Origin of the sequence: Rugamonas sp., from assembly GCF_025354735.1 — a bacterium.
Lineage (GTDB): Bacteria > Pseudomonadota > Gammaproteobacteria > Burkholderiales > Burkholderiaceae_D > Rugamonas.
In genome coordinates this window covers 20,923-46,555 of sequence record NZ_JANXMI010000148.1, presented here as the reverse complement: position 1 = coordinate 46,555, position 25,633 = coordinate 20,923, and the positions used below count along the sequence as shown (strand labels likewise).

Sequence of the window (25,633 nt, the reverse complement as noted above, 5' to 3'; positions counted from 1 at the left end):
CGCGCTTATGTCGCGCTTACGCCGCGATCAAGCGCCGCGCCGGCGTGGCGCGGTGCGGGCGTTGGCCGCCGTCGCCGTCGAGCGTGAACACGCCGATGGCCTGTTGCAGCACTTCGCCCTGGTCGCTGAGCGACTTGGCGGCGGCGGCGGTTTCCTCGACCAGCGCCGCGTTCTGCTGCGTCACGTCGTCCATCGCCGCGATGGCCTGGTTGATTTGCTCGATGCCGCCGGCCTGCTCGGTGCTGGTGGCGGCGATCTGGCGCACGATCACGCTCAGGTCCTCGATGCTGCCAACGATGTTTTGCATCGTACCGCCGGCCTGCGCCACCAGCTTGTTGCCGACGTTGACGTTGGCGACCGATTCGTCGATCAGCGCCTTGACTTCCTTGGCCGCCGTGGCCGAGCGCTGCGCCAGGTTGCGCACTTCCGTCGCCACCACCGCGAAGCCGCGACCCTGTTCGCCGGCGCGCGCCGCTTCGACGGCCGCGTTCAGCGCCAAAATATTGGTCTGGAAGGCGATGCCGTCGATGACGGAGATGATGTCGACGATCTTGCGCGCCGACGCGTCGATGTGGCCCATGGTCTCGACCACCTGGCCGATCACGTTGCCGCCGTCGCCGGCGATGCGGGTGGCCTTGGCGGCCAGTTCGTCGGCGCGGCCGGCGTTGCTGGCGTTGTCGCGCACGCTGCTGGTGAGCTGCTCCATCGACGACGCCGTTTCTTCCAGCGCGCCGGCCTGGTGCTCGGTGCGGCTCGACAGGTCCATGCTGCCGCCGGCGATTTCGGCCGAGGCGGTGGCGATGGTGTCGCTGCTGATGCGCACTTCGCCGACGATTTCGCGCAACCGCACCGTCATCTGGTCGAGCGCTTCGAGCATGCGGTTCGCTTCATTGTCGGAACTCGGGTCGAACTGGCTGCGGCTCGACAGATTGCCCTGGGCCACGGCGCGCGTCATTTCCAGCGCCTGGTTGATCGGCCCCGTCACGGAGCGCTGCACCAGGAAGCAGGCCAGCGCGGCCAGCGCGGCGCCGAGCAGCGTGCTGACGATCATCCAGCGCTGCGCCGACGTGGCGCCGGCGATGGCGTCGTCGCGGCTCTGCGCGGTGTTCTTTTCCTGATAGTCGATGATGGTTTGCAGCTTGTCGCGATACGCTTGCAGCGCCGGCAGCGTTTCGTCGAACAGCAGCGGCACGGCCGACTCGCGGCTGCCTTCGCCGAGCATTTCCAGCGCGTGCGTGAAGGACCCGCGGAAGCGCTTGCGCAGCTCCGCCGCTTCTTCGAAGGACTTGGTTTCGGTGGCGTCCAGGCCGGTCGCCTTGAGCTTGTCGTAGGTGGCCGACACTTCGGCGACGCCTGCGTTCATGCGCGCGGTGGCGGCGTCGGCCTGGGCCGTCGTCGGCGCCAGCACCACGTTTTCCACTTCCAGCAGTATCCCCGTCGCGGTCAGACGAATGCGGTTGGTCAGGGCCACCTTGACTTCCTGGTGCAGGGTGATGTCCTGGAGCGCCGCGCCGCTCTGCTTGAGACGGACCGCGCCCAATATGCCCAGCGCCACCAAAATCAACACCATGGCACCAAAACTGATGACCAACAACCTTCCGATCCGCAACTTACCCATTTTCCAGCTCCTTATATTGAAGGACATCGAGAGAGACGGCGGCCCGCCCCATGTCCTGAACAGCCATGGTAGCAGTCGCACGCTGGGCATGCGCCGCAAAGGCGGTATTGTTACGTAAATGCAACAAAACCACCAGCACTATGTGTCGCCGCGTGCGCCCAGCGACCGGACGGCGCCCGGCGCTATTTCCCGCGCCGGTCATACATGATACTGTTAGTCGATTTTTTTGACCGGCCACCGGCGCCGGCGCCCGCCACCAGCTAGGAGAACCATGCAAGCGTTGAAGAAAGTCCGAACCGTCCGCCTTCCTTTGTGGGTAGCATTATCGACCTTGCTGGCGCTCGCCGCCGCGCCATCCCGCGCCGACGCCGATGCCCACGCCGGCAAGCCGGCCGAGCCTTACGACTACGCCAACCCCATGATAGGCACCGGCGGCGAAGGCCACACCTACCCCGGCGCCACGGTGCCCTTCGGCCTGGTGCAGCTCAGTCCCGACACCAGCAACCGCATCTTCAAGGGCAATTTCACCGAATGCTGCTACGCCTGGGCCGCCGGCTACCGCTACGAAGACCCGGTCATCCTCGGCTTCAGCCACACCCACTTCAGCGGCACCGGCCACTCCGACTTCGGCGACCTGCTCATCATGCCGACCACCGGCGCGCTGCATCTGCAAGCGGGCAACGATACCGAGCCAGGCTACCGCTCCCACTACAGCCACGCCGACGAAGTGGCGCAGCCCGGCTATTACGCGGTCGGCCTGAAGGACTACGGCATCCGCGCCGAAATGAGCGCCAGCACCCGCGTCGGCGTGCACCGCTACACCTTTCCGCAGTCGGACCAGGCCCACATCGTCATCGACCTGACGCACGCCATCTACAACACGGAAGACAAGGTGTTGTGGAGCTCCCTGCGCGTGGTCGACAACCAGACCATCACCGGCTACCGCATGACGAACGGCTGGGCCAAGTTCAAGCCGATTTACTTCGCCATCAAATTCTCGCGGCCCTTCGACAGCTTCGGCATGGTGCGCGAAGACACGCACCGCTACGGCCGCATGCCGCGCTCCAAGGAAGAAGCCATCGCCGCCAACGAAATCAGCACCGCGCCGGAGCAGCAGGGCCGCGCGCTGAAAGCCTATGTCGACTTCAAGACCACGGCCGGCGAACAGGTGGTGCTGAAGGTCGGCATCTCCTACGTCAGCCCGGACGGCGCGCTGAAAAACCTGGCCGCCGAAGTGCCGGACTTCGATTTCGACCGCGTGCGCGCCGAAGCGAAACAGAAGTGGCGGACGGAGTTGAACAAGTTCGACGTGCGCGGCACGCCGGAGAACATGAGCATGTTCTACACCTCGCTGTACCACAGCGTGCTCGGACCGGTGGTGTACAACGACGTCGACGGCAACTACCGTGGCCTCGACCAGAACATCCACCATTCCGACCATCCAACCTACACCATCTTCTCGCTGTGGGACACCTACCGCGCGCTTCATCCGCTGTTCACCTACATCGAGACCGACAAGGTGGCCGACATGATTACCTCGATGCTCGAGCACTACCAGCAAAGTCCCGTGCACATGCTGCCGATATGGGCTTTCCACGGCAACGAGACCGGCACCATGATCGGCTACCACGCCGTGTCGGTGATCGCCGACGCCTACGTCAAGGGCTTGCGCGGCTTCGACGCCGAACTGGCCTACCAGGCCGTCACCGACACCGCCAACCGGCGCGACTTCGCCGGCCTCGATTCCTATATCGACCGCGGCTACGTCGCCTACGACCTGCAAAACGAAGCGTCGTCGAAGACGGCCGAATACGCGTATGACGATTTCGCCATCGCGCAATTCGCCAAGGCGCTCGGCAAGCAGGCCGACTACGAGCATTATCTGAAGCGTTCGCAGAACTACCGCAACGTGTTCGACGCCAAGGTCGGCTTCATGCGCGGCCGCATGTCCGACGGCAGCTGGGAAACCCCGTTCGACCCGGAGCTGGCGCAAAAACACAGCGCCTTCACCGAGGGCAGCTCGATGCAGTATTCGTGGTACGTGCCGCACGACGTCGCCAAGCTGATCGAACTGATGGGCGGCAAGCAGCAATTCGTCAAGCGGCTCGACCAGCTGTTCGATACCGAAGTCAGTAAAGACAAGGTGCAGGAGCAGGAAGACATCTCGGGCCTGATCGGCCAGTACGTGCAGGGCAACGAGCCGAGTCACCACATCGCCTATCTGTACGACTACGCCGGCCAGCCGTGGCGCACCCAGGAGCGCATCCACCAGGTGATGCAGACCATGTATTTCAGCCGTCCCGACGGCCTGCCCGGCAACGACGACATCGGCCAGATGTCGGCCTGGTACATCTTCAGCGCGATGGGCTTTTATCCGGTCGCGCCGAATGATCTGACCTACGAAATCGGCACGCCACGGGTCGACCACGCGACCATGAAGCTCAGCGGCGGCAAGCAGTTCACGATGACCGCGCACCACCTGAGCGAGAAGAACTTCTACGTCGACCACGTGCTCCTGAACGGCAAGCCGCTCGATCGCAGCTACATCGAGCATAAGGACATCGCCGCCGGCGGCACGCTGGAATTCTTCATGCGCGCCACCCCGAACAAGAGCTGGGCCAGCGGCGCGGCCAGCCTGCCGCCGTCGATGTCGGACGCGCAGCACTAAGGTCGTGAAGCCAGCGGCGGGCCGTCATCGCGCGAACCATGCGCCATGGCGGTCCGCCGCCATCACCATTGCGATGCATCAGGCATCGCCAAGCCGGATCGGCCAGCGAAGTACTATACTAAGTGCTACACAACGCTGACCGGCCCTCATCATGTATCGCATCGGTTATCCATTCTGGCGGATATTGTCCCGTTTAGGTTTGCCGCTCAAGGTGCGCGTGAACGTCCTGCGCGACGATGAAGCCGGCGTCTTCGTCGCCACCAGCGACGACTTGCCCGGCCTGGTCTGCGAAGCCTCCACCTTTCCCGAACTGATACGCGAAATCGATGGCACCATCGACGACCTGCTGGCCGAGCTGATTCAAGACGGCTCGTCGCGCCGCGCCGTTGCAGACCTCAATCTCCGCAATGCATGAAGGGCTACCATGCACAGATAGTGCAGCAGCTGCGATCAAAGGGATTTTACTTTCTGCGGGCAGGAAAAGGGTCGCATGAAATCTGGAGCAATGGCCAGATAAACGTTTCCGTCCCATTCAACTGCCTGTCCAAACATACCGCCAACGCCATCCTGAAAGCGGCGGGCATCAGTCCAAAATTCTGAGCGAAAAAAAGCGCCGCATCGTTATCCGATGCAGCGCTTTTTACTTGTGCGTAAAACCGGCCGCTTACTTGGCCGCGCCGCTCAGCAGCATTTCATTGAGGCGCTTGACGAAGGTGGCCGGGTCGCTCAGCGAACCGCCTTCGGCCAGCAAGGCCTGGTCGAACAGGATGTGGGCCCAGTCCGAGAACTGGCTGCCGGCGTCCTGGTACTTCAGGCGCGTCACCAGCGGGTGGTTCGGGTTGATTTCCAAAATCGGCTTGGACTCCGGCGCGTTCTGGCCGGCGGCTTTCAGCATGCGCAGCAGGTTGCCCGACAATTCATTCTCGTCGGCCACCAGGCAGGCCGGCGAATCGGTCAGGCGGAACGTCACGCGCACGTCCTTGGCCTTGTCGGTCAGGGCTTCCTTCATTTTGCCGACCAGCTCCTGATACGAGGTCTCGGTCTCCTCGTGTTCCTTTTTCTCGGCTTCGTCTTCCAGCTTGCCCAGATCGAGGCCGCCCTTGGCCACCGACACCAGCTCCTTGCCTTCGAACTCGGTCAGGAAGGACAGCATCCACTCGTCGACGCGGTCGGTCAGCAGCAGCACTTCCACGCCCTTCTTGCGGAAGATCTCCAGGTGCGGCGAGTTTTTCGCGGCGACGTAGTTATCGGCCGTGACGTAGTAGATCTTGTCCTGGCCTTCCTTCAGGCGGCCGACATACTCCTCGAACGACGTGGCCTGCGCATCGTTCTCGTTGTGCGTCGAGGCGAAGCGCAGCAGCTTGGCCAGGCGGTCCTTGTTGGTCGCGTCCTCGCCGATGCCCTCTTTCAGCACCTGGCCGAACTCGGTCCAGAAGGTCGCGTACTTGTCCTTCTTTTCCTGCTCGTCGGCGTTGGCCAATTCTTCCAGCATGCCGATCACGCGCTTGGTCGAACCGTCGCGTATCACCTTGACGTCGCGCGACTCTTGCAGGATTTCGCGCGAGACGTTCAGCGGCAGGTCGGCCGAATCGATCACTCCTTTCACGAAGCGCAGGTAGGCCGGCATCAGCTGCTCGGCGTCGTCCATGATGAAGACGCGCTTCACATACAGCTTGATGCCGCCGCGCTTGTTGCGGTCCCACAGGTCGAACGGCGCCTTGGCCGGGGTGTACAGCAGCTGCGTGTATTCGCTGCGGCCTTCGACGCGGTTGTGGGTGTGCGTCAGCGGCGACTGGAAGTCGTGCGAGACGTGCTTGTAGAATTCGTCGTACTGTTCCGGTGTGATGTCGGCCTTGTTGCGGGCCCACAGCGCGCTGGCCTGGTTGACCGTTTCCAGCTCTTCCTTGACCACGGTCTCGCTCTTGTCGGCGTCCCACTCCTCTTTCTGCATGACGATGGGCAGCGAGATATGGTCCGAATATTTGCGGATGATGGACTTGATTTTCCAGCTTGAGAGCAGCTCGTCTTCCTCGGCGCGCAGGTGCAGGATGATGTCGGTGCCGCGCGCGGTTTTTTCGATCGCCTCGATGGTGTAATCGCCCTCGCCGGCCGATTCCCAGCGCACGCCCTCGGAAGCGGCGGCGCCGGCGCGGCGGGTTTCGACGGTGATCTTGTCGGCGACGATGAAGCCGGAGTAGAAGCCCACGCCGAACTGGCCGATCAGGGCCGCGTCCTGCTGCTGGTCGCCGGACAGCTTGCCGAAGAATTCCTTGGTGCCCGACTTGGCGATGGTGCCCAGGTGCGAAATGGTCTCGTCGCGGCTCATGCCGATGCCGTTGTCGGAAATCGTGATGGTGCGCGCTGCCTTGTCGAAGCTGACTTTGATTTTCAGTTCGTGATCGTTGCCGTACAGGGCGTCATTGTTGATCGCCTCGAAGCGCAGCTTGTCGGACGCGTCGGAGGCGTTCGAAATGAGCTCGCGCAGGAAAATTTCCTTGTTCGAGTACAGCGAGTGAATCATCAGTTGCAGCAGCTGTTTGACTTCTGCTTGAAAACCCATTGTTTGCTTATCGGTGTCAGCCATGTTTGCCTCTATTTTGTCTTTGGTTGATACGGTGAGTGATACGTTTGAGTTACAGCGTTTCACGCAGGTGGGGATTATAAGAGCGATTTCAAGCCGTGGGGAGGGTTTGCGCGCGTCGGCGCCGGCGCCGCATCAGCAGGTAGGCCGCCGGCACCACCAGCATCGACAGCAGGGGCGCGGTGACCATGCCGCCCACCATGGGCGCGGCGATGCGCTGCATCACCTCCGAGCCGGTGCCGGCGCCTATCATGATCGGCACCAGGCCGGCGACGATGACCGCCACCGTCATGGCCTTGGGCCGCACCCGCATGACGGCGCCCTCGCGTATCGCCGCCATCAAATCCGCCTCGGTGGCCCCGCTGGCGTCGTTGGCGTCGGCGCGGCCGCCCGGCTCCCAGGCGTTTTTCAGATAGAGCAGCATGATGACGCCGAATTCGGCCGACACCCCCGCCAGCGCGATAAAGCCGACGCCGCTGGCCACCGACAGCCGGTGCCCGAGCAGCCAAAGCAGCCACACCCCGCCGGCCAGCGCGAACGGCAGCGTGGCCATGATCAGCAGCGCCTCGTCGAGCCGCTTGAAGGTCAGATACAGCAGCACGAAGATAATCGCCAACGTCGCCGGGACCACGATCTTCAGCCGCGCCGTGGCCCGTTGCAGATACTCGAACTGGCCCGACCACGACACCGAATAGCCTGCCGGCAGCGCGACCTGCCGCGCCACCGCCCGCTGCATGTCGCCCACCACGGAACTGAGGTCGCGGCCATCGATGTCGATATACACCCAGCCGGACAGGCGCGCGTTCTCGCTCTTGAGCATGGCCGGGCCGTCGACGATGCGCAAAGCGGCGACGTCGCCCAGGCGGATCTGCGCGCCGCGCGCGGTCAGCACGGGAAGTTCGCGCAGCCGGTCGAGCGAATCGCGCACCTCGCGCGGATAGCGCAGATTGATCGGGAAGCGCTGCAAGCCCTCCACCGTCTCGCCGATATTATCGCCGCCGACCGCGCTGGCGACCACGCTCTGCACCTCGGCCACGCTCATGCCGTAGCGCGCGATGGCGCCGCGGTCTATCCCCACGTCGATATAGCGCCCGCCATTGAGGCGCTCGGCCAGCGCCGACGACACGCCCGGCACCTGCTTGACGACGCGCTCGATCTCGCCGGCGATGCGGTCGATCTGCCGCAAGTCGGCGCCGGCGACCTTGACGCCGACCGGGCTCTTGATGCCGGTGGCCAGCATGTCGATGCGGTTGCGGATGGACGGCACCCACAGATTCGACAAGCCCGGCACCCGCACCACGCGGTCCAGCTCCGCGACCAGCCGCTCCGGCGTCATGCCGGGCCGCCACTGGCCGCGCGGCTTGAACTGGATGGTGGTCTCGAACATTTCCAGCGGCGCCGGGTCGGTGGCCGAGTCGGCGCGGCCGGCCTTGCCGAACACGCTTTGCACCTCCGGCACGGTTTTAATCAAACGGTCGGTCTGCTGCAACAGCTGCGCCACCTTGCCGATGCCGATGCCGGGCCAGGCCGACGGCATGTAGAGCAGGTCGCCCTCGTCGAGCGGCGGCATGAATTCGCCGCCCAGGCGCGACAGCGGCCAGACCGTGGCCAGCGCGATCAGCGCGGCCACGGCCAGCGTGGTCTTCGGGCGGCGCAGCACCATGTCGAGCAGCGGCCGGTAGGCGGCGATCAGGCCGCGATTGAGCGGATTGCTAAGTTCATCGGGAATCCGGCCGCGTACCAGATACCCCATCAGCACCGGCACCAGCGTCACCGCCAGCGCGGCGGCGGCGGCCATCGCATAGGTCTTGGTGTAAGCGAGCGGCGCGAACAAACGGCCTTCCTGCGCCTCCAGCGTGAACACCGGAATGAAGGACAGCACGATGATGAGCAGCGAAAAGAACAGCGCCGGTCCCACTTCGGCGGCGGCGTCGCCGATCACGCGCCAGTGCTCGTCGCCGGCCAGCGTCTGGCCCGGATGCGCGCGGCGCCACGCTTCGATATGCTTGTGGGCGTTTTCGATCATGACGACGGCCGCGTCGACCATGGCGCCGACGGCGATGGCGATGCCGCCCAGCGACATGATGTTGGCGTTCACGCCCTGGTAGGACATGATGATGAAGGCCGCCAGCACCCCCAGCGGCAGCGACACGATGGCCACCAGCGCCGAGCGCACATGGAACAGGAACAGGCCGCACACCAGCGCGACGACGATGAATTCCTCTAGCAGCTTGCGCTGGAGGTGGTCGACCGCGCGCCCGATCAGCTGCGAGCGGTCGTACACCGGCACCAGCTCCACGCCGGGCGGCAGGCCGGCCTTGAGTTGTGCCAGCTTGGCCTTCACGGCGGCGATGGTGTCGAGCGCGTTTTTCCCCGAGCGCATGATGATGACGCCGCCCGCCACTTCGCCCTCGCCATTCAGGTCGGCGATCCCGCGCCGCATCTCCGGCCCGAGCTGCACCCGCGCCACGTCGCCCAGCGTGACGGGCACGCCGGCGCCGTCGGCGCTCAGCCCGATCTTGCGGAAGTCGTCCAGCGATTGCAGATAACCCGAGGCGCGCACCATGTATTCGGCCTCGCCCATCTCGACCACCGCGCCGCCGCTTTCCTGGTTGGCGCGCTGCACGGCGTCGATCACCCTGCCGTGCGAGATGCCGTAGGCGCGCATCCGTTCCGGGTCCAGCACGATCTGGTACTGCTTCACCATGCCGCCTATGCTGGCCACTTCGGCCACATTGGGCACCGTCTTCAACTCGTATTTGAGGAACCAGTCCTGCAGCGCGCGCAGCTGCGACAAATCCATCTTGCCGCTGCGGTCGGTCAGCGCATATTCGTAGACCCAGCCGACGCCGGTGGCGTCCGGGCCGAGCGCGGCGCGCGCGCCGCTGGGCAGGCGCGCTTGGACCTGGTTCAGATATTCGAGCACGCGCGAACGGGCCCAATAGGGATCGGTGCCGTCGTCGAACAGCACGTAGACATAGGAGTCGCCGAAGAAGGAATAGCCGCGCACCGTTTTCGCGCCCGGCACCGACAGCATGGTGGTGGTGAGCGGATAGGTGACCTGGTTCTCGACCAGCTGCGGCGCCTGGCCCGGATAACTGGTGCGGATGATGACCTGCACATCCGACAGGTCGGGCAAGGCGTCGAGCGGGGCGCGCGCCACCGCCCACGCGCCCCACGCCGCCAGCGCCACGCTGGCCAGCAGCACCAGCAGGCGATTGCCGATGGACCAGCGTATCAGTCGGGCGATCATCGCGCCGCTCCTTCGGCGTTGGCACGGGGCGCCGGCGGTGCGGGCGCTGTGGACGATATCGGCGGTGCGGGTGCTGTGGGCGGTGTGGGCGATGTGGGCGATGTGGGCGGCGCCGTGCTTGGCGTTGCGCCTGCCGGCGCCGCGTTCATGCGCGTGGCCGTGCCGCGCAGGCTGGCGTCGGAATCGATCAGGAACTGGCCGGACACGACCACCTGCTGGCCCAGCGCCAGTCCGCGCCGGATTTCCGTTTGCCCATTCGCCTCGGCGCCGGTTTCCACGTCCACCGGCAGGAATTGTCCGTGCGGCTGCGCCATCATGACGACGCTGCGCGTGCCGGTCTGGATCACCGCCTCGCTCGGCACCAGCAGTACCTCGCGGCTGTCGGCCGGCGTCACCGTCACCGTGGTGAACATGCCGGGCAGCAGACGCGCGCCGGGATTGGCCAGCTCGATGCGCAGCTTGAGCGTGCGGGTGGCGGCATCGACCTGCGGCAGGATGGCGTTGATGCGGCCCTTGAAGACCACGCCGGGCAGCGCCGGCGCGCGCGCCTCGACGGTGGCGCCCGGCTGCACGCGGGCGGCCGCGCCCTCGGCGACGTCGGCCAGCAGCCAGACCGTGGCCAGGCCGTTGATGCGCAACAGCGGCGTGCCGGCCGCCACCGTCATGCCAACCCGCGCATCGAGCTCGGACACCACGCCGCCGGCCGGCGCCGCCACCGTGACGCGCGCCTGCACCACGGCGCTGGTCTCGACCTGGCGGATCTGCTCATCGTTCATGCCCGCCAACCGCATGCGCTGGCGCGCCGCGTCGACCAGGTCCTCGGCGCCGCCGCCCTGCAAGCGCCGCGCGCTCAGGAACTCCTCCTGCGCGGCGACCCAGTCCGGCACATACAGGGCCAGCAGCGGCTGGCCTTCTTTGACGGTATCGAACGGCGCCTTCACGTAAAGCCGCTCCACGTAACCGTTGCTGCGCGCCTGCACCAGCGCGACGGCGCGCTCGTCGTAGGCCACGCTGCCGACCGCCACCACCGATTGCGCCAGCGCGCCGCGCACGACGGCGGCGGTGCGCACGCCGAGATTTTGCTGCATGTCCGGACTGATGCCGACGCCGCCGTGGCCACCATCGCCATCGCCATCGCTGGCAAACACCGGCACCAGCTGCATGTCCATGAAGGGCGACTTGCCCGGCTTGTCGAATTTTTGCGCCGGATACATCGGATCGTGCCAGTACAAGGGCTTCTTGTTTGCCGTCGCGGCGGCATTCGGCGTCGCCGACGCCGATGCCGGCACGGCGCGTCCGCGCTGCAAGCCGGTCCAGTACAAGCCGTAGCCGGCGGCCAGCGCCACGATCAGCATGGCGGCGGCCGATTTACTCAGTTTCATGGTGCGTCCTTGTCGATGGTGTCCGGTGTGTGGACGGCGCCGCTATTGGTCGGGATGAGGAAGTTGAGCTGCGCCCACAGCCGCGCCACCTCGGCCTGCAACTGGAGCAGCTGTAACTGCGCGTCGAGCTCGGAGCGGCGCGCGGCCAGCACGTCGCTCAAGGCCGCCTTGCCGCCACGGTAAGCCGCCAGCGTCGCCGCCGTGCGCTCATGCAGCAGCGGCAGCAACTGCTGTTCATCGCGGGCGTGGCGCGCGCGGTCGCCTTGCCATTCGATGATCCAGCTGCGGATTTCCGCCGCATGGGCGCGCAGCATTTCCTCGCGCTCCGCCGTGGCCTGCTGCGCCATCGACAGCTTGGCCGACAATTCCCTGTCCTGACGATTCTTGCGGTCCCATTGCAGCGGCACCGATACGCCGATCGAGACCATATTGGAATAGGCCGGGCCGCGCTGCTGGAACGCCAGCTCCACGCTCCAGTCGGGCGTCCGGTTCGCATCGGCCAGCCTGGCCTCGGCCTGCGCGATGGCTTCCTGGCGCGCCAGCACGGCGATGTCGGGATGGTGATCGAGCGCGCTGTCGGCCATGGCGGGGTCGAGGCTGATGCTGTCGATGGGCGGCACCGCCGCCAGCGCCGCGACGCCGGCGCCGCCGGTCCAGCGCGCCAGCATGGCCGCCGCACGACGGCCGCGCTGCCCGATCTCGTCGGCGCGGTCCTCCACGGCGATCAGGGCGGCGCGCGCGGCGAACACGTCGGCCTGTCCGGCGCGGCCGGCACGATAAGCCCCTTCGGCCGCTTCGATTTCGTTGCGGGCCTGCGTGATCTGGTCGGCGATCACCGCGGCCATGCGCCGCGTGAAATAACTGTCCAGCCAAGCGAGGGCGGTGTCGCGTTCGATGGCGGCGGCGGCCGACGCCTTGGCCGCCATGGCCTTGTCGGCCTCCAGTTCGTAAATTTCGGCGCGCAGCCGGCGCTTGCCGGCCGTCGTCAATTCCTGCGACACCCCCAGCCGGCGCATGGTCATGAAATCCTGCCCCACGCTGAGGCGGTCGGCGCCGCTGACGGGAAGATTGTCGATGCCGGCCTTGAGCACCGGATCGGGCAACTGGCCGGCCGCGACCGCCATCTGGCGCGCCGCATCGGCGGCATGGTCGCTGCCGGCCAGTTGACGCGAACGCTGCACCGCCAGCTGCTGGGCCTGCGGCAGGGTCAATTCGGGCGTGTCGCCGAAGGCGGGCGCGGCGCATGTCGCGGCGGCCATGGCTGTGACCACCAGCGCCAGCATGAGGCGAGACAGGGACAGGGACAGGCGCAAGCCCTGCCCTTGAACGGGAAAAACGATGGGTGATGACATGAAGACTCCAGATAGCGACGGACCACGCCGCCGGCGCTCAAGGCGCGGCGGCGAACCAGGCGATCGGGAGGATTAAATGCGCAAACAGCAGTGCCGGATGGCGAGCGGTGGCGATGTGGCATGGCTCAACGGCGCCCTAGCGTCCGACCCGGTCGAGTCCGACAACGCCGGCGCGCCGGCAGACAGCACCAGCGCCAGCCGACAGGCGATGAAGGGCATCACTTGCGGGGCGGCGGCGGTGTCGAGCGACTGATGCGCCGCATCGCAGTGGGCCGCGCACAGATTGGGTTGGTCGACATCCATGCCGGCGCAGCCGGGCATATTCTGCATGGAGATGCCGGCATGACCGAGCGTCGGCAGTTGCGGGCAGGCGTAGGCCGCCACCGCCAGCTGTGTAAACAGCAGGCAGAACAGCGTGACTAAGGCCGCGACGAAGCGGCTGGACCGGGTCAATTTCATGATGGCAACGATGATAGCATGGCGCCGTGGACGCGCCGCCCGCGCCGGGGCGCCAAAAGACATTAAACCGCCACAAACTGGCCGCAAAACCATACAGTATTCGGCCTCATCAGTGGGCGGGGCGCTGCCGCAGGACGTACAATGACGCACTGGCCGCCGCGCCCATCCACCAACCTCCGTCGCACCGTCGACACTCTTTTTTGGATCTCCCATGTCTGTTTACGAACAACTCAAAGCGCTCGATATCACCCTGACCCCGCCGGCCGCGCCCGTCGCCGCCTACGTGATGTACGTCCAGAGCGGCAATCTGATTTTCATCTCCGGCCACATCGCCCGCAAGGCCGACGGTTCGCCGTGGGTCGGCCAGCTCGGCAAAAACATCGGCACCGAAGAAGGCCAGGCGGCGGCGCGCTCGGTGGCCGTGGCGTTGATGGGCACCTTGCAGGAAGCCGTCGGCGGCGATTTGAACAAAGTGCGCCGCATCGTCAAGCTCACCAGCCTGGTGAACTCCACGCCCGACTACACCGACCAGCACCTGGTCACCAACGGCGCCTCCGAATTGTTCGGCCAGGTCTTCGGCGACGCCGGCAAGCACGCGCGCGCGGCCTTCGGCGTGGCCCAGATTCCGCTCGGCTGCTGCGTCGAAATCGACATGGTCGTCGAAGTCGCTTAACGTAGTCATCTAACGTAGTCGCTAAATTATCGGCGGCGCCAACGCGGCCACCCCGCGGCGCCGTTTTTTCCGGCGCCGCCACCAGCGCGCTTGCCTAGACCGGGCCAGCCCGGCTTCCCTCCTGTGAGACCTGTATGAAAATCGAACATCCCCACCCGATGCAATGGCGTTTCGCCGAACGCGCCGACCAGCTGCAAAGCTCCTTCATCCGCGAAATCCTGAAGATCACGCAGCAGCCGGAAATCATCTCCTTCGCCGGCGGCCTGCCGTCGCCGGCCACCTTCCCGGTCGAGGAAATGAAGATCGCCTTCGACAAGGTGCTGACCGAGTCCGGCAAGGTCGCCTTGCAGTACGGCCCGACCGACGGCTACCTGCCGCTGCGCCAGTGGATCGCCGACTCGCTGTCGACCGACGGCGGCAAGATCGTGCCGGAACAGGTGCTGATGACGTCCGGCTCGCAGCAGGCGCTGGACCTGCTGGGCAAGGTGCTGATCGACGAGGGCAGCCGCGTGCTGGTGGAAACGCCGTCCTACCTGGGCGCCTTGCAGGCGTTCTCGGTCTACCGGCCGAAGTTCGTCTCGGTCGACACCGACGACCACGGCCTGGTGCCGGACTCGCTCGACGCCGTGGCCGAAGGCGCGCGCCTGCTGTACGCGCTGCCGAACTTCCAGAACCCGACCGGCCGCACGCTGTCGGCCGAGCGCCGCGTGCAGCTGGTGGAAAAATGCGCCCGCCTCGGCCTGCCGCTGATCGAGGACGATCCCTACGGCTCCCTCAGTTACCAGGGCGCGCCGCTGCCGAAGATGGTGGCGATGAATCCGGACGGCGTGATCTACATGGGTTCCTTCTCCAAGGTGCTCACGCCCGGCATCCGCCTCGGCTACGTGGTGGCGCCGCTGCCGCTGGTGCGCCGGCTGGAGCTGGCCAAGCAGGCGGCCGACCTGCACACCTCGCAGCTGACGCAGATGGTGGTGCACCAGGTTATCAAGGACGGCTTCCTCGACCGCCACATCCCCGAGATCCGCGCCCTGTACGGCGACCAGTGCCAGTGCATGCTCGCGGCGATGGACCAGCACTTCCCGGCCGGCGTCGAGTGGACCCGGCCCGAGGGCGGCATGTTCATCTGGGTCACGCTGCCCAAGCATATCGACGCCATGAAGCTGCTCGATGAAGCGATCGCCCACAAGGTGGCCTTCGTGCCCGGTTCGCCGTTCTACGCCAACGCGCCGGAAACGAACACGCTGCGCCTGTCCTTCGTGACGGTGTCGCCGGAGCGCATCCGCACCGGCATCGCCATCCTCGGCAAGCTGATCACCGCCAAGCTGTAATGCCGTCCGCGTGGACGCGCCCGCGTCCACGCCCTTCCCCGCCGCCACTCCATGCGGCCAAAATACAACAGCGCTCCTGTTCAGGACAACGCTCTTGACCCGCGCTTGACCACCTCGCACCCAAGCATTATCACCAAAAGTAACAAGTCCACCCAAAAGCAATACCAATCCCGGGCAAGTGGTCTGCAACAATCGCAAAAGCGCATGGCGGCGGCGTTTGCATCGAAAAGCCCGCGCATTTATTTTCACCTCCGGGGCGGGCAAAGCGGTATGATTTGAACGGATAGTTACTTTCGATTAGGCCCGCCTTTGTACGCTCGCGCAAAAATCTTCGTTGACCACAAGCCCGTCAGCGCCGCCCTCCGGACCCGTTCCGCCCCACCCGGCCCGGCGTTCACGCTCGTCCCCGGTCACCGCTCGATACAAGGCGATCTGCAATGACAGCTGGCGGTCTGAGCTTTGCCCCGCGACGCGACGCCGCCGTCCTGATCGTCGACGACGCCCCCGCCAACCTGAGCGTGCTGCGCAAGATGATGACGCAACAGGGCTATCAAACCTTCGTCGCCACCACCGGCGAACGGGCGCTGAAGATCGCGCGCCGCGTCCATCCCGACCTGATCCTGCTCGACATCGTCATGCCCGGCATGGATGGCCTGGAAACCTGCCGCCAGCTGAAAAGCCATACGGCGACCCAGCGCATCCCCGTCATCTTCATGAGCGCCAGGACCGACACCGAAGACGTGGTGGCCGGCTTCGACCTCGGCGCCGTCGACTACCTCAGCAAGCCGCTGCGCCTGGCCGAAGTGTGCGCCCGCGTGCGCACGCAGCTGCAAATCCGCGTCAACAGCGAGACCCAGCAGGAACAGGCCGAGCGCCTGCGCACCATCGTCAACAACATGGCCGAGGGCTTGCTCATCATCGAGGCCGACGGCCGCATCCAGTTCACCAATCCGGCCTGCGACAAATACCTGGGCTTCCGCGAAAACGAGCTGGCCGGGCGCACGCTGTCGGACTTGCTCAATCCCCTGGTGGCGCAGGAGTACCTCGATTATTTCGCGCGCTACGCGGCCAGCCCGGAGACCGCCCACAGCCACGGCACGCGCGAGGTCATCATCCGGCACCGCAACGGCAGCTCGGTGTGCATGGACTTGACGCTGACGCCGATGTATCTGCGCCAGCCGCTGTTCATCGGCCTGCTGCACGACATCACCCACCACAAGCAGTCCGAGGACGCCTTGCAGCGCGCCGCCATGATCGACCCGCTGACCAAGATCGCCAACCGGCGCCACTTCGACAGCTTCCTCGAAAAAGAGTGGCAGCGCTCGATGCGCAGCGGCCAGCCGCTGTCGCTGGTGGTGCTCGACGTCGACCACTTCAAGCTTTACAACGACACCCTGGGCCACCAGGCCGGCGACGCCTGTTTGCAGCAGGTGGCGCAGTCCATCGCGTCGCACGCGGCGCGCCAGACCGACCTGGCGGCGCGCTACGGCGGCGAGGAATTCGTGCTGCTGTTCGCCGAGACCGACGCCGACGCGGCCCAGTTGCTGGCCGAGTCCATCCGCGCCGACATCGAGGCACTGAATCTGCCCCATCCGCGTTCGCTGACGTCGCCGTGGATCACGGTCAGCATCGGCGTGGCGACGATACGGCCGCACCAGCTGGACAACACCGAGACCCTGTTCGTGGCCGCCGACCGCGCCATGTACGTGGCCAAGGAAGGTGGCCGCAACCAGGTCCGCACCAGCGCGCCGGGCAGCCATGCCGTGGGAGCGGTCAAGGCGCTGGTGGCGCGTTAGCCGCATCACCGCGGCGGCCATGGCCGACAGTCGCCGCGCCGCCTTGAATCGCCCCCTCTTGTTCAAACGCAACACCAGCCCCGCCCTTCCCGATAAAGATTGAGCCTCGCTTTCGCGGCGGCGCTGTCGGCCGCCTTTCCCAAACCATGATCGCCATCGACCCGGTGCCCGCGGCATCGCGGCGCCGCTGCGCGATCGACGTTTCCAGACAGGGGTGCAAGATGGCTATTTCATTCATGCGGTGCCTACCCGGCGGCGCGCCCGCGCGGCGCCTGGTCCTATGTTGTGCGCTCGGCGCGCTCGGCTTGCTGGGCGGCTGCGACGGCGGCGGTCCCAGCAGCCCGCCCATCCCGGTGGCGCCCCCGGCGGTCGGGCCGGCGGGCGAAATCAAGCTGGCCGGCGCCTCGGACCTGCCGGTGGTGACGCTGTCGGACGTCGCGCCGCTGCCCGGCGAAGCGGTGACGGTGACGGTGGCCAAAACCGGCGCCAGCGCCATCGTGCTGAGCGTGTCCGGCGGCGGCTGCGGCGCCCTGGCGGCGGCCACCGTCAACGGCGCCAGCCTGACCCAGACCGCCAGCGTCGGCAGCGGCGGCCTGTGCCAGATCGCCGCCAGAGTCACCGACGCCAGCGGCACCCGCGCCTACACCAACGAATTCACCATCGCCCCCAAAAACCTGCCGGGCCAGGGCTTGAGCTTCGTCGGCGGCACCTATGTGCCCAGCGGCGACGTCACCTTCCCGCCCGGCGCCACGGTCGCCATCAAGGCCGTCAGCCTGCCGCAATCGGTCATCAACGGCGGCGCCGCGTCCATGTTCATCACCGCCAGCGACGCCGGCCAGGCCGCCAAGGCCATCGTCCAGATCGACGGCGTGCCCGGCTACTACGTGGTGCCGACCACCGTCGTCGACGCCGCCGCCGGCGTGGTGCGCATCGACCTGACGGCCAGCGCCGACTTCATCACCAATATCGAGGCCGGCGCCGCCCTGCTCCACGCCGACCCGGCCGCGCGCCGGCTGGCCGCCGCCCGGCACCTGGTCGCGCCGCGCCACGCCAAATCCGCCCTGGGCGCCCACCTGCCGGCCGTGCTGGCCGCCGCCGACGCCAGCGGCACGGCCCAGGCCACCGTGCGCCTGATGGCGCCCGACGGCACCGTCAGCGCGCCGTCCACGCTGCCAGTCACCTTCCAGGCCGTCGGCAGCGGACCGATACAGGTGTCGCTGTCGTGGGGCGCCCCGGTCGACCTCGACCTGCACGTCGTCACGCCGGCCAACGAGGAAATTTATTATGCTAACCCCAGCGACAGCAGCCACGGCGCGCTGGACCTCGACAGCAACGCCGGCTGCGCCATCGACAACGTCAACAACGAAAACGTGGTGTGGTCGAACGCCACGCCGCCGGCCGCCGGCAACTACGTGGTGCGGGTCGACTACTGGAGCGCCTGCGGCGTCGCCACGCCGATTCCGTACACGGTGCGCATCACCGGCTGCGGCGGCGCCAGCACCTATAACGGCGTGTTCGCGCCGGGCGAGGACGACGAGGGCGACGCCGGCGCCGGCCGCACCATCGCCACGCTGGCCTACAGCGCCTGCGCCGGCCTGACCGTCAGCGGCAACGCCACCTATGACGACTATGTGCCGACCACCAGTGGCCTGTCGCCGACGGCGCGGCAGCTGCCGATCCGCCATGCGCTCGTCGAAGTGCACCAGTCCTCCAACGACGCCGTGCTGGCCAGCGGCGAGACCGATGAAAACGGCCGCTACGCGCTGACCTTCGCGATGGCCGCGCGCGACAATTATTATGTGAAGGTCAGCGCCAACCAGGACTCGGCCAGCCTGAAACAGCAGGTGGTCGACGCCGGCGGCGCCCTCTACGCGCTGCGCAGCGCCATCGTCAACGCCGCCGCCACGCCCAACGCCACCGCCGTGGTGCTGGCGGCGCGGCGCGGCGGCTCCTTCGCCGAAGCGTTCAACATCTTCGACGTCGGCGTCAACGCCTACCGCCAGGTGCGGTTGCACAGCACCGTGGCGCTGCCGAAGCTGACGTGGCGCTGGGCCGCCGGCGTGGCCACCTGCGGCAGCGGCGCCGCCAGCTGCTACGACCCCGCCGACAATTCCATCTACGTGCTCTCGACCCCGCAGGACAGCGACGAATACGATGACTCGGTGCTGGCCCACGAATTCGGCCACTTCTATATGCACATGCTGTCGAAGGACGTGCGCTCGGGCGATGCGCACGCGCTGACCAGCGCCGTCGCGCCGACGCTGGCCTGGTCCGAAGGCAGCGCCACCTTCTTCGGCCAGTGGCTGCTGCAAAGCCCCCAGTACATCGACACCAACGCCGCCGGCGCGTTCACGTTCACGTTCAACGTCGAAACGGTGGCAGCGAACGTCCCCGTCGGCACCTCGGACGGCTCGGCGGCGGGACTGGTGTCGGAAGCGACCGTCACCGCCGTGCTGTGGGACCTGGCCGACACGCCGCGCGACAGCCGCGCCGTCAGCGCCACGCTGACCGTCACCGACGTGATCCACAATCCCGACGCCACCTTCGCCACGCTGCAAGCGCTCAAAGGCAGGAGCCATGACGGCGGCTACGCCGGCGCCGACCTGGTCGACTTCCTCGCCCAGTGGCAGTGCCTGAAGTATTCGTCGTGGGACGCGCAGGCCGGCGACAATTTCCGTGGCCTCGTCACGCTGCTGAACCAGTTCCCCTACGCGCCACCCGGCGCGCTGAGCTGCAACTAGGCTTTGACAGCGCGGCGATCCCGGGCTACGGTGACGGCAAGCCACCGTGGTCCGCGAACGCCGCGCCGGCCGTTCCACTTTTTTGAAAGCGCGCCGATGAAATCGTCCATCCACTCATCCCGACCCGCCATCGCCGCCGCTATCTATCTGTCGCTGGCGGCGACCGCCCATGCCGGCGGCGGCGGCATGGGCACGCCGACGCCGGGAACGCTGAGCAGTTCCGGCTTGCGGCCCGCCGCCGGCCAGACCGTCACCGTCCACCTGTCATTCCAGCCCGTCCGCGACGCCGGCAGCGCCCGCGTCACGTTCCGCGCGCCGCCGTGCGCCCGCATCGCGGCCGCCGAGACGCAACAGCTGGTGCGCGAATTAAAGGCCGGCCAAACGGTCGAACTCGACGCGCACGTCACCGTGCTGCGGCGGGCCAGCTGCCTGATCTCCGCCGACGTGGTCGATGTCGACACGGCCGCACTGCGCAGCGGCGCCATCTTCGGTGTCGTGTTGAATCAGGCGGCGTCGAGCGCCGCCGGCCACGCCGTCGCCGGCCAGACCGGCGCCGGTCAGCGCACCATCGACGCGCTGCCGCAGCCGGTCCGCAAATAAGCCCGGCGCACGCCGCACGCCACCCCTCAGCTCCATGCCAGGCTCAGACTCAGACTCAGTCTCAAGCTCAGACTCAGGCCCCGGCGACGCTGGCCGACAGCGGCAACACGATCGTGAACACGGTGCCGCCGCCGACCGTCGATTCGAGCCGGATGGTCCCGCCCAGCAGGCCGGTGACGATGTTGTAGACGATGTTCAAACCGAGGCCGGAACCGCCCTGTCCCAGCCGGGTGGTGAAAAAGGGATCGAACACGCGCGGCTGGTGTTGTTCCGGGATGCCGGCGCCGTCGTCGCGGAAGGCGATTTCCACGGCGCCGCCGTCGAGCCGGCGCGCGCTCAGCGTCATGGTGCCGCCGTCGCGCCCCTGGAAGGCGTGGGCCAGCGCATTGGTGACGAAGTTGGTCACGACCTGGCCCAGCGGACCGGGGTAGCTGTCCATCCAGATCCCGGCCGGCACCTCGAAACGCAAAACGTGGCCGCTCTTTTTATACATCGGCAGCAGCGTCGCCACCACGCCTTCGAGCGTCTCCTTCAGGTCGAAGCGGCGGCGCTGGCTGCTGGCCTGGTCGGCCGCGACCTGCTTGAAGGTGGTGATCAATTCGCTGGCGCTCGACAGGTTGCGGCCCAATATTTCGCTGCCCTTGTCGACGGCGTCGAAGTAGTCGATGACGGCGCTGCGTTTGACGCCGCCGCCGGCCATCGCCGCCAGCATCTCGCGCGTCAGCTCGTGCAGCGTGCTGGCCACGGTGACGCTGTTGCCGATCGGCGTATTGAGTTCATGCGCGATGCCGGCCACCAGCGAACCGAGGGCCGCCATTTTTTCCGAGCGCACCAACTCGTTCTTGGTGCGCGTGAGCGACGCCATGGCATCGGCCAGTTCCTCGTTGGCCTGTTCCAGCTTGACGGTGCGCGAACGCACGCGCGACTCCAGCTGCTGATTGGCTTCGCGGATTTCCTGTTCGATCTGGCGCTGGCGCGTGATGTCGATGATGGAAAAAATCAGCGTCATCTGGCCGCGGAATTCGAACGGGCGGCCCGACAACAGGCAGGTGAGCACGCGCCCGCTGCGGGTGCGGTGATTGGCCTCCAGCCGCAGCACGACCTGGTGTTCCTTGAGCTGTTCGAGCATGCGGGCGCGGTCGCGCGGATCGTCCCACATATTGAATTCGACCGAGGTGTGGCCGATCACCTCCTCGCGTGCGTATTCGAATTGCGTCAGCCAGAAATCATTGACGTCGACGAACAGGCCGTCGGAAATGCGCACCAGGCCGAGCGGAATCGGCGTCAACTGGAAGATGCTGGAGAATTTGCGCTCGCTCTCGACCAGCTCCTCCTCGTAGCGCTGCTGCGCCGCCAGCGTGGCCAGGAAGGCGTTGAACCAGGCCAGCAGCTCGCGAATTTCATCTTCGGTGTCGGGCAGCGGCAGCGGCAGCACCTGCGCGCGCGCCTGGATGCGGCGGAAGCCGTCCGAGATCGCCTTGATCGGATCGACCATGGCGCGCTGGAACAGCCGGCTGGCCAGCGCGATGACGACGAAGCACACCAGCATCAGCGCGGCGGCGATCTGGGTCAGCCGCCGCATCGGTGCCAACAGCGTCTGCTGCGGGATCACGCCGAACACGCACCACCGGCCGCCGGCCAGGCAGGCCGTGCTCACCAGCGCCTGGCGGCTGTCCAGCCACAGGTCCACGCTGCCGGCGCGGCCGGCCAGCGCGCGCAACTCGGGCGGCATGGCCGTGCCGATACGGGCGCGGTCGGGCGCGTAGATCAGCCGCCCGGCGCCGTCGGCCACCAGCAGGTAGGCGTCGTGGCCCAGGTCGACCTGGCTGAAATGGTCGGCCAGCACGGCGGTCGAATAATCGATCAGCAGCATGCCGACCGGCTGCGAGGCGCGCAGCTGCGGCACATAGCGCTGGATGATTTTCTGCGCCGTCAGCACCTTGCGGCTGGTCGACGCGCCGTTCAGATTATCCTCGACGCCCAGCCAGCGCAGCGGCGCCGCCGAGGCCACGCCGGCCCGGTACAGGCGCAAGCGCGTGGCCTCGTCCACCGGCGCGATGGTGAGCGTGTCGCCGACGTAGAAGCGGCTGCCCCCGGCCGTGTACATGTCGATCGAGACGATGCCCTTCGAGGCGGCGTAGGTGTTGAGGCTCTGGCGGATCGCCGCCTGCGTCGCCAGCTCGTCGTAGGGATTGTGGGCGCCGGCGGCGGCGTCGGTCTTGACGGCGACGGCGCTGATGTCCTCGATGCTGGCGATGCTGGACGCGAGCCGCTCGACCTGCTCCATCTGCAATTGCAGGTAGTCGCGCTGGTTGGCCACCAGCTGGGCGCTGTACTGGCCGGCCACGCCGATGATGGCATGGCGCACCAGGTCATACGAGGTGGCCGCGAACACGATCAGCGGCAGCACGCTGATGACGACCAGATAGGCGATCAGTTTGACAGTGATATTGAGATGAAGTTTCAATGCGCGGCCCGGCTATCGCGGCGCGGCCAGCGTGGCGGCGGTCACCAGCCGGGCCTCGATCAGCGTCACCGGCGGCAGCTTCTCGCCCTTGAGCGCGCGCACGGCCAGCGCCACGCCCTGGTAGCCCTGCTGGCCGGCCTGTTGGTCGACGCTGACCGTCATCAGGCCGGACTTGATGGCCACGCGGGCCTCGTCGATGGCGTCGTAGCCGATCACGGTCACGCCTTTGCGGCCGCTGTCCTGCAAATAGCGGATGGCGCCGATGGCCATCATGTCGTTGGCGCAATAGAGCACGGAGATGTCGGGATGGCGCGCGAACATGCGCTGGGCGACGTCGCGCGCCTCGTCGATCTTCCAGTGCGCGCTGGCCTGCTCGACCAGATGGATGTTCGGATTTTCGGCGAAGGCGCGGGTGGCGCCGGTCAGCCGCGAACGCGCGTTTTCGGCGTTGGGCAAGCCTTCGATCAGGCCGGCCTGCACCGGCTTTTTGATCCGGCCGGCGACCAATTTGACCGACGCGTAGCTGGCCGCGACGTTGTCGACGCTGATGAACGGCGGCGCCGCCATATGCTCGCTGGCCATGACGTCGGGGTCGAGCCGGTTGTCGATGTTGACGATGGCGATGCCGGCGTTCTGCGCTTTTTTCAGAATCGGCACCAGCCGCTGCGAATCACTCGGTGCGATCACCAGCGCATCCACGTGCGCGCCGATGAAGCCTTCGACAATTTGAATCTGCTGCTCGACGGCGGTTTCCTCGGAGCCGGTCTTGACTTCGAGGACGACGCCGAATTCCTGCTCGGCGCGGCGCGCGCCTTTTTCAATATCGATGAAGAAGGGATTGGTCAGCGTCTTGAGCACCAGCGCGATTTTTTTCGGCGCCGGCGGCGGCAGCGCGGCGGCGGCGGCATGGCCGCCATGGTCATCGCCCCCCCCCGGCGCCGCCACGGTCGCAAGCGGCCAGACCGAGGCACAGCGCCGCCATCAAGAACCATCGAGCACGAATCACGATCCGTCCCCCGCGTCACGTAAACGTTAGATTGGGATTATTTCTCATGCTACCACTGTTAGCCGGCGGCGCACGCACTGATTCGGGCGCCGTGGCGCGACGCCGACAGCGCCGCGCCTACAGCCGCTCGGGATAGCCGGTGATGTCGGCGATTTCCTTATACATGGGCTGCAAACGCCGGTACATCTTCAGGTAGACGCGCCGGTACAGCCGCTCGTAGATCGCGCGGTGGGCGGCGATGGGCTGGAACACCCGGCCCGGCCGCGTCATGGCCCGCGTGGCGCTGGCGAAATCGGCGTGCAGTCCCAGGCCCACCGCCGCCGCGATGGCCGCGCCCAGGCCCGACGTTTCGTAGACATGCGCGCGCGCGGCGGGCAGGCCGAAGATGTCGGCCGTCAGCTGCATCGCCGCGTCGCTCTGCGAGCCGCCGCCGGCCACGCGCAGTTCCGTCACCGCCACGCCGCTGCGTTGTTCGATGCGCTCCTTGCCTTCGCGCAGCGCGTAGGCCAGGCCTTCGAGGATGGCGCGGTAGACGTGGGCCCGCGTGTGCACGTCGCCGAAGCCTATCATCGCGCCCTTGGCCTCCGGTCCCGGCACGCGCACGCCCGGACTCCAGTAGGGTTGCAGCATCAGGCCCATGGCGCCCGGCGGCACCTGCCCGAGCAGCGCGTCGAACAGCGCCTCGGGCGAGCCGCCCTGCTGCTTGGCCGCCTCCTGCTCCAGGTGGCCGAACTGCTCCTTGAACCAGTTGACCATCCAGTAGCCGCGGAAGATCTGCACCTCGGTGCTGTAGGCGCCGGGGATGGCGGCCGGATACGGCGGAATGAAGGGCGTGACCTCGATATATTTTTGGCTGGTGGTGTTGATGGTCGCCGTGGTGCCGTAGCTGATGCAGGCGATGTGCGGCGCCAGCGCGCCAGCGCCCAGCACCTCGCAGGCCTTGTCGGCGGCGGCGGCCACCAACGGCGTGCCGGCCGGGATGCCGCTGGCCTGGGCGGCGGCGGCGCTGACGGCGCCGATGACGGTGCCCGGCGCGACCAGCTCGGGCAGCATTTCACGCGTGATGCGCAGCGCCTGCCATTTCCAGTCGCGCGCGCCGGCCCACCGGTGGCGCTTGTAGTCGAACGGCAGATAGGCCACTTGCGAGCCGACGGAATCGACGTGGCGGCCGCACAGGCGGTAGTTCAGAAAGCCCGACAGCAGCAGGAATTTATCGGTCCGCGCCCAGATCTCCGGCTGCCGCGCGGCGATCCAGTTGATCTCCGCCTCGCGCTGGAAATAGGCGATGGTGGCGCCGACCCGCGCCAGCTTGAACGCGGCGCGCCACCACGGGCCGAGCGGCGGCACGCGGTCGGTGCGGCGCTGATCGAGCCAGGTGATGGCGGGCCGCAGCGGCCGGCCGTCGCAGTCCAGGTTGACGACGGTGCCGCGCTGCGTGGTCACGGCCACGCCCTTGAGCGCGTCCCTGGCGAGCGGATTCTCGGCCCACAGCCGCTGGCACGCCTCGCACACGGCGCGCCAGTAGCCGTCGGCGTCATGCTCGGCCCAGCCGGGATGGTCGGAAAAATACGGCTGCAAATGCACCTGCGTTTTCGCCACGAGATTGCCGTTCAAATCGAACAGCAGCGCGCGCACGCTCTGGGTGCCGTTGTCGATCGCGAGGAGGTATGGGGAGGGGGATGGGGAGTGGTCGGCCATGGTGTCGTCGA

Annotated in this window: 19 protein-coding genes; 10 read left to right on the top strand and 9 right to left on the bottom strand. The window is 66.9% G+C overall.

Annotated features, from left to right (window positions below; translation table 11 throughout):
• Positions 1-16: 16 nt before the first annotated feature.
• Positions 17-1,591, bottom strand: coding sequence for a methyl-accepting chemotaxis protein (locus tag Q0S71_RS12435; protein ID WP_295995752.1), 1,575 nt, complete (start codon positions 1,589-1,591; stop codon positions 17-19).
• On the opposite strand from Q0S71_RS12435, the gene Q0S71_RS12430 reads away from it, so the two are divergent.
• From Q0S71_RS12430 to Q0S71_RS27395, 4 genes are all read left to right on the top strand, one after another.
• Positions 1,584-1,736, top strand: a complete 153-nt coding sequence (locus Q0S71_RS12430) for a hypothetical protein (protein WP_295995750.1) — start codon at positions 1,584-1,586, stop codon at positions 1,734-1,736. The genes Q0S71_RS12435 and Q0S71_RS12430 overlap by 8 nt on opposite strands.
• A gap of 153 nt (positions 1,737-1,889) precedes the next feature.
• A complete protein-coding gene (locus Q0S71_RS12425; protein WP_295995747.1) occupies positions 1,890-4,286 on the top strand; it encodes a GH92 family glycosyl hydrolase in 2,397 nt (798 codons plus the stop codon).
• A 151-nt stretch (positions 4,287-4,437) separates the two neighbouring features.
• Entirely contained in the window at positions 4,438-4,701 is a 264-nt protein-coding gene (locus Q0S71_RS12420; RefSeq protein ID WP_295995744.1) for a DUF1902 domain-containing protein, read from the top strand.
• Positions 4,698-4,886 carry a type II toxin-antitoxin system HicA family toxin gene (locus Q0S71_RS27395; RefSeq protein WP_367185296.1) on the top strand — a complete coding sequence of 63 codons (189 nt, stop codon included), beginning with the start codon at positions 4,698-4,700 and terminating at the stop codon, positions 4,884-4,886. Before Q0S71_RS12420 ends, Q0S71_RS27395 begins: the two co-directional genes overlap by 4 nt.
• A gap of 64 nt (positions 4,887-4,950) precedes the next feature.
• On the opposite strand, the gene htpG is transcribed toward Q0S71_RS27395, so the two are convergent.
• The 5 genes from htpG to Q0S71_RS12395 form a co-directional block, all read right to left on the bottom strand.
• Positions 4,951-6,870 (bottom strand): molecular chaperone HtpG, encoded by a 1,920-nt coding sequence (gene htpG, locus Q0S71_RS12415; RefSeq protein WP_295995739.1) that lies wholly within the window; start codon positions 6,868-6,870, stop codon positions 4,951-4,953.
• 88 nt (positions 6,871-6,958) lie between these two features.
• Entirely contained in the window at positions 6,959-10,120 is a 3,162-nt protein-coding gene (locus Q0S71_RS12410) for an efflux RND transporter permease subunit (RefSeq protein ID WP_295995737.1), read from the bottom strand.
• Positions 10,117-11,502: an efflux RND transporter periplasmic adaptor subunit gene (locus tag Q0S71_RS12405; protein ID WP_295995734.1), complete on the bottom strand. Its 1,386-nt coding sequence runs from the start codon at positions 11,500-11,502 to the stop codon at positions 10,117-10,119. Before Q0S71_RS12405 ends, Q0S71_RS12410 begins: the two co-directional genes overlap by 4 nt.
• Positions 11,499-12,854 (bottom strand): TolC family protein, encoded by a 1,356-nt coding sequence (locus Q0S71_RS12400; protein WP_295995732.1) that lies wholly within the window; start codon positions 12,852-12,854, stop codon positions 11,499-11,501. The genes Q0S71_RS12405 and Q0S71_RS12400 overlap by 4 nt, the downstream gene beginning before the upstream one ends.
• Before the next feature lie 72 nt (positions 12,855-12,926).
• The gene (locus Q0S71_RS12395) at positions 12,927-13,313 is read right to left on the bottom strand and encodes a hypothetical protein (protein ID WP_295995730.1); all 387 of its coding nucleotides are present in this window, start codon (positions 13,311-13,313) and stop codon (positions 12,927-12,929) included.
• A 211-nt stretch (positions 13,314-13,524) separates the two neighbouring features.
• Here Q0S71_RS12395 and Q0S71_RS12390 point away from each other — a divergent pair, with 211 nt between their 5' ends.
• The 6 genes from Q0S71_RS12390 (at position 13,525) to Q0S71_RS12365 (ending at position 20,451) form a co-directional block, all read left to right on the top strand.
• Positions 13,525-13,986, top strand: coding sequence for a RidA family protein (locus Q0S71_RS12390; RefSeq protein WP_295995728.1), 462 nt, complete (start codon positions 13,525-13,527; stop codon positions 13,984-13,986).
• A gap of 134 nt (positions 13,987-14,120) precedes the next feature.
• Positions 14,121-15,314 carry a PLP-dependent aminotransferase family protein gene (locus Q0S71_RS12385; protein WP_295995725.1) on the top strand — a complete coding sequence of 398 codons (1,194 nt, stop codon included), beginning with the start codon at positions 14,121-14,123 and terminating at the stop codon, positions 15,312-15,314.
• A gap of 105 nt (positions 15,315-15,419) precedes the next feature.
• Complete coding sequence (locus tag Q0S71_RS12380) at positions 15,420-15,593, top strand: hypothetical protein (protein ID WP_295995722.1); 174 nt, start codon at positions 15,420-15,422, stop codon at positions 15,591-15,593.
• A 158-nt stretch (positions 15,594-15,751) separates the two neighbouring features.
• Positions 15,752-17,110: a diguanylate cyclase gene (locus Q0S71_RS12375; RefSeq protein ID WP_295995792.1), complete on the top strand. Its 1,359-nt coding sequence runs from the start codon at positions 15,752-15,754 to the stop codon at positions 17,108-17,110.
• A 236-nt stretch (positions 17,111-17,346) separates the two neighbouring features.
• Positions 17,347-19,851: a hypothetical protein gene (locus tag Q0S71_RS12370; protein ID WP_295995719.1), complete on the top strand. Its 2,505-nt coding sequence runs from the start codon at positions 17,347-17,349 to the stop codon at positions 19,849-19,851.
• 96 nt (positions 19,852-19,947) lie between these two features.
• Positions 19,948-20,451 carry a hypothetical protein gene (locus Q0S71_RS12365; RefSeq protein WP_295995716.1) on the top strand — a complete coding sequence of 168 codons (504 nt, stop codon included), beginning with the start codon at positions 19,948-19,950 and terminating at the stop codon, positions 20,449-20,451.
• 73 nt (positions 20,452-20,524) lie between these two features.
• Here the strand turns inward: Q0S71_RS12365 and Q0S71_RS12360 are convergent, their stop codons facing one another.
• The 3 genes from Q0S71_RS12360 to Q0S71_RS12350 form a co-directional block, all read right to left on the bottom strand.
• The gene (locus Q0S71_RS12360; RefSeq protein ID WP_295995714.1) at positions 20,525-22,918 is read right to left on the bottom strand and encodes an ATP-binding protein; all 2,394 of its coding nucleotides are present in this window, start codon (positions 22,916-22,918) and stop codon (positions 20,525-20,527) included.
• Positions 22,919-22,930: 12 nt separating this feature from the next.
• Entirely contained in the window at positions 22,931-23,863 is a 933-nt protein-coding gene (locus Q0S71_RS12355) for a substrate-binding domain-containing protein (protein ID WP_295995710.1), read from the bottom strand.
• Between the two features lie 178 nt (positions 23,864-24,041).
• Positions 24,042-25,622 carry an FGGY-family carbohydrate kinase gene (locus Q0S71_RS12350; protein WP_295995789.1) on the bottom strand — a complete coding sequence of 527 codons (1,581 nt, stop codon included), beginning with the start codon at positions 25,620-25,622 and terminating at the stop codon, positions 24,042-24,044.
• Positions 25,623-25,633: the final 11 nt, after the last annotated feature.